The sequence below is a fragment of the Aphanizomenon sp. CS-733/32 genome (genome assembly GCF_028330045.1).
GTDB classification, from domain to species: domain Bacteria; phylum Cyanobacteriota; class Cyanobacteriia; order Cyanobacteriales; family Nostocaceae; genus Dolichospermum; species Dolichospermum gracile.
This window is the reverse complement of the sequence record NZ_JAQMSE010000178.1, coordinates 1-4,322: the sequence shown is the minus strand read 5'-3', so window position 1 is coordinate 4,322 and position 4,322 is coordinate 1. Positions and strand designations below refer to the sequence as shown.

The 4,322-nt window shown below is 37.4% G+C and carries 3 protein-coding genes; all 3 read right to left on the bottom strand.

The annotated features are described in order from the left end of the window. Positions 1–223: 223 nt before the first annotated feature. The 3 genes from PN471_RS14355 to PN471_RS14345 all read right to left on the bottom strand — a co-directional run bounded on the left by PN471_RS14355 (position 224) and on the right by PN471_RS14345 (position 3,901). Positions 224–1,474, bottom strand: a complete 1,251-nt coding sequence (locus PN471_RS14355; RefSeq protein WP_271777430.1) for an ABC transporter ATP-binding protein — start codon at positions 1,472–1,474, stop codon at positions 224–226. 102 nt (positions 1,475–1,576) lie between these two features. Beyond that, positions 1,577–2,728: a glycosyltransferase family 4 protein gene (locus PN471_RS14350; RefSeq protein WP_271777429.1), complete on the bottom strand. Its 1,152-nt coding sequence runs from the start codon at positions 2,726–2,728 to the stop codon at positions 1,577–1,579. Between the two features lie 18 nt (positions 2,729–2,746). Further along, positions 2,747–3,901: a glycosyltransferase family 4 protein gene (locus PN471_RS14345; protein WP_271777428.1), complete on the bottom strand. Its 1,155-nt coding sequence runs from the start codon at positions 3,899–3,901 to the stop codon at positions 2,747–2,749. Positions 3,902–4,322 lie beyond the last annotated feature (421 nt).

The window sequence follows — 4,322 nt, the reverse complement described above, 5'->3', positions numbered from 1 at the left end:
TACACAAACAAAGTCCACCTGCGTGGACTAACGAAAAATCAAGGCTTTTGAACCCACGAAGGTGGGTTTCGTCTGTGTAGCTGCGACTTCTAGTCGCCCTTGCAAGTAATAAATTAGACTTTTCAAACACCCTCTTAGAGGTTGTTTGAAAAGCCCTTACCTCTTGCCTTGCTATAACAACAATTTTCAACGCCAACCTACTTAATGCGATCGCTTTTTCTCCCTATTTTGGAAATATTGCTAATTCGGTTTTGGGGTCAAAAAAATGCAGTTTCTCAGGAGTTAAAGATAGCCAAAGTTGCTCATCTATGGTGATGAATCTATCGGGGGGAACTCGAACTTGTAAAGTTTGCCCCTCTGGATTTTGTAAGTCAGGATCGGCAATTTTTACAGATAAAAAAGTGTCATTTCCTAAGTTTTCTACTAAATCTACTTTAACTGGTAAATTTTTAGTAGCAGGTACACCTAAAATTAGATGTTCTGGACGAATACCTAACATTAAAGTTTGTCCGTCGTATTTTTGTAACGCACTTCCCCACACATCTGGAAGGGTGAAGCGGAAATTTGCATGGGTAATTAATAAGGGTGCGTGAAACTCCACCGGGATGAAATTCATGGGTGGAGAACCAATAAATTCAGCCACAAAACGATTCGCAGGATGATTATATAGTTCTAATGGAGCAGCAACTTGCTGTATTTTACCTTCCGACATAATCGCAATGCGATCGCCCATAGTCATGGCTTCCGTTTGATCATGGGTAACATAAATTGTCGTTATCCCCAATTGACGTTGCAATTTCACAATTTGACTCCGAGTTTCCGCCCGTAATTTAGCGTCTAAATTAGATAATGGTTCATCCATTAGGAATACTTGAGGATTACGAGCGATCGCCCTTCCTAATGCTACCCGTTGTCTTTGTCCCCCGGAAAGCTGTTTAGGTAAACGATTTAACAAGGTTTCAATTTGTAACAAACCTGCAACTTTTTGCACCTGTTGATCAACAATTCTTTCCTTAGCAGAAATATATCGCCATCCTCTAGGCAACTTTTTTGTCATTCCTACCAGTATATTTTCGCCCCATTGAGCAAATCTTTTTTTGCCAAATTCCGCGTCTGGAAACTGACGACGCAAACCAAAAGCGATGTTGTCATATACAGTCATGTGGGGGTAAAGTGCGTAACTTTGAAACACCATAGCGATGTCTCTGGCTTTCGGGGGTAAATCATTAATCAAGCTATCTCCTAGGGAAATATTACCACCAGTCATCACCTCCAAGCCAGCAATTAACCTCAGCAGCGTACTTTTACCGCAGCCAGAGGGTCCCACCAGCACCATAAACTCACCATCAGCAATGGTTAAATTAATCCGTCGCAAGACACTTACACCATCTGTACCGTCTTGTTGCGCTTTTGTCCCTTCCCCACTGCGACTGGGAAAACTTTTATAAACGTTTTCTAATACAACTTGTGCCACGAGAATTCACTTTAAAATTTATTAATTTATAGAAGCGGAAAATTTCCACCCATACATTACCATATTATACATTGTTTCCCAAGACCAAGATCCCCGACTTCTTCAAGAAGTGGGGGATCTGATTGATTTTAGCAATTCTTGAATTTGTTGATTAATAATCCTGACATCAAAACGTTCACTAGCACTAATTCTGGCATTATTGGCAATATTCGCAGTTTTTGCAGATTCTTGACGACAATTATGAATCACCTGGGCTAATTCTTGAGGTTCTCCAGGTGCGACTAAAAAACCATTAATCCCATCTTCCACTAATTCCATAGCGCCACCAGCTTCAGCCGCAATCACTGGTTTACCACACAGCATAGCCTCAACAATAACCCTCCCAAAAGGTTCAGGCGCAGTAGAAGTATGGGTAACTAAATCACACATTGTCATTAATTGGGGAATATCCGCGCGAAAACCTAAAAAATTAACTCGATTTTCCAGTCCTAATGCAGTTACTTTTTGGTGTAAATCCTTGACATATTCCTGTTCACCAAATAAAGCATCACCAACTAAAATTACTACCACATCTTGTGGACATTGGGAAAGAGCATCAATTAAAATATGTTGTCCCTTCCAAGGAGAAAGACGGCTGAAATGTCCAATCACAAACTTATCTTCTAATTTGAGATTTTCTCTTAAATTTCTAACTTCTAATTCATCAACTTCATAATTTTTGGCTGCAAAACCATTATAAACAACCCGAACTAGATCCGATTTTCCTCCAGCCTCTAAAAATGCCATCTTACTAGCTTGAGAATTAGCAATCACCAAAGCAGCACAACGATTAATTAAATTAACAGCAACTTGCAAATTAGTTTTACTAAAATGTTCTAAAGAAAGAATATCATGCAAATGATAAACCAAAGGACGACGAGCCAAGAAACTAGCTATCGCCCCCACAACTAAAGCCTTTTGAGTATTAGCATAAATTAAATCATATTTCCTTGCCCGTTGCACAACCTGATTAATTAAAGGAATTATTTGCCCTAAACTACCTAATGCTTGAAAAAAACCACTTTGTTTACCAACTTTAATGGCTTGAGTTGTCAAAACCTCCACAGGAACTTGATTTTCTGCAAGTAACTTTCTAAAATCACCATCTGCGAATAAACCAACCAGAGCATTTTTCCCATAAGGTTTAGCAATATCAACTAAACACAACTCAGCACCACCGGGTTTACCACTTTGGTCTAAAAATAGAATTTTCATACAATTTTTATCATCAATTTAAGCTAAAATAACTTGCCGAACTTGTTGGGCAATATTCGTCCAATCATAATTTTTAATCGTGTAATGACGACATTCTTCCCTAGCAGGTAAAGGCAGTTTTCCTAACATAACTTGTGCTAATTTATCAGCAATACTTTCCACAGTAATCGCCTCAGTAATTAAATCTGGAGAGAATTTCTCTAAGATTTCTGGCATTCCCCCCACAGGAGTACATAAAACAGGAGTACCACAGGCTAAAGACTCGACAATAGCTAATCCAAACCCTTCAAAAGATTGACTCGGCATCACCGTTAAATCCGCCGCTTGATAAGCCACAGGTAAATGATTTTCTGGTAAAAAACCTAAAAATTGTACATTGTTTTCCAAGCCTAACTCTCTAGCTTGTTGTTGCAGTAAAGCTTGAATATGTCCCCGACCAGCGATCGCTAACCAAACATCAGGAATGCCAGATTTAATCATAGCTATAGCTTGCAATAACTTATCAATTCCCATGCGATGAACTAAGCGCCGGGAAGTAAATAATATTGGACGATTAGTTGGCCATGCTAGTTTGATTCTAGCCTCCTGACGTGAGAGATTATGCTGAAAATGATTAATATCAACTCCACCGGGAATAATATGAATTTTATCCCAGGGAATTTGGTATTTTTGATGGAGAATCTGACCAAAAGCTTTACTAAGAACAATAAAGCGATCGCACCGATTATAAGTGCTTTGTTCTATTATTTGTTCCTTTAACCAAACACTAAATTTCTGATTAACTACTTCCTCCTGACTTTCCGAAGCCCAAGGTCCATGAAAATTAAAAGTAATCGGTACTCCCTTCGGTAAAATATCTAAAATTGGAAAACTATATAATGCAAAATGAAGATTAATTGCATCAGGTTTACCTAATCTTGTTTTCTTAAAATTATTACGAATTGACCATAACCGAGAACTAATCTTACTATCTGGACAAGCTAAATTAGTCAATTTAATCTGTGTGTTTTTAGCATCTACAGGTAAACCCACTCCACATAATTCTACTTGGTCTTGAGATGCTGCTAATTGATGAGTTAGTTCATAAATATACCGTTCCAATCCGCCAGGATTATTAGGAAACCAACCCGTACCTAAAGTTAGAATAGATGCCGACGCTGAACTTAATTTCATATCTTTACCCTTCACGTAATTATCTCCCTTTAAATAGATAAATTGCAATTAGTGATTTTGATTTACGCTTTTATTTATGTAGCCAATGCCAAGATAATTTATTTTCAGCATGATCCTTTAATACGACTCTGAGAATCAAAACCAGTTTAAATATAAAAATTATTCCATTTCTACAAATAAAATACATCAAAAAAATATATTTGCATAACAAATTATAGATAGCTATAAAAATATTACCCGAGAAATTATTTAGGCACAGCAGTATCAATTCAGTGAGATATAAGTAGGTAGGCAAAAATAAATAGAACTATGTTAAGTAAGTTAACAGATTTTGAAATTGGCTCGTAGTTAGGGCTTTAGCCCTACTTTCAGGTCTAAAGACCTTACTACAAACCTTTAATTATTTACGTTACTCTACTTA

Coding starts and splice junctions, on each gene's coding strand:
- PN471_RS14350 (WP_271777429.1), bottom strand. CDS start 2,728: ATGAAAATTCTATTTTTAGACCAAAGTGGTAAACCCGGTGGTGCTGAG.
- PN471_RS14345 (WP_271777428.1), bottom strand. CDS start 3,901: ATGAAATTAAGTTCAGCGTCGGCATCTATTCTAACTTTAGGTACGGGT.